This window comes from Nocardia sp. NPDC004722 (genome assembly GCF_053601505.1).
In genome coordinates this window covers 782-1235 of sequence record NZ_JBSGBY010001091.1, presented here as the reverse complement: position 1 = coordinate 1235, position 454 = coordinate 782, and the positions used below count along the sequence as shown (strand labels likewise).

Annotated in this window: 1 protein-coding gene; it reads left to right on the top strand. The window is 64.5% G+C overall.

Translation table 11 applies throughout. The features are described 5' to 3' along the window. On the top strand, positions 1-96 hold a 96-nt coding region (locus ACWELQ_RS45955), incomplete at its 5' end, for a DUF418 domain-containing protein (protein ID WP_452403239.1). Between the last annotated feature and the right edge of the window lie 358 nt (positions 97-454).

Genomic DNA, 454 nt, shown 5'->3' with positions numbered 1-454 from the left:
GCGGCATCCCATTTCTGGACACGCCACCACCGCTACGGCCCGATCGAATTCCTGCTCCGCACAGCCACCTACGGCCCCGGCCGCAAGGCAGGTTAGGGCTCAGGAATCGAGGCGGGAGAACGGGATTAGTGCCGGGAATGGGGTTTCGAGGAGCAATGCGTCCTCGTGGGTTACGGGTATTCCCGATCAGCTTTCGCAGCGCATCGGGCAGCTCGTCGTACTGCTGGTCCGTAAGCTCCAGCGCCCCTGGGTCGTCGGCCTACACGGGCAGTTTGGTCACTGACAGCCTCTCAGTTGGTGGTGGGGAGGGCTTGGGTTATCAGGAGGGTGACGGCTCGGTGGATTCGGGGGGTGTCGGCGGTGATCCACCAGTCTTGGATCAGGCCGCGCATGCCGGAGATGAGGAGGGTGGCGGAGGCTTCGGGGTCGGGGAGGGTGGGGTCTATTCGGGTGA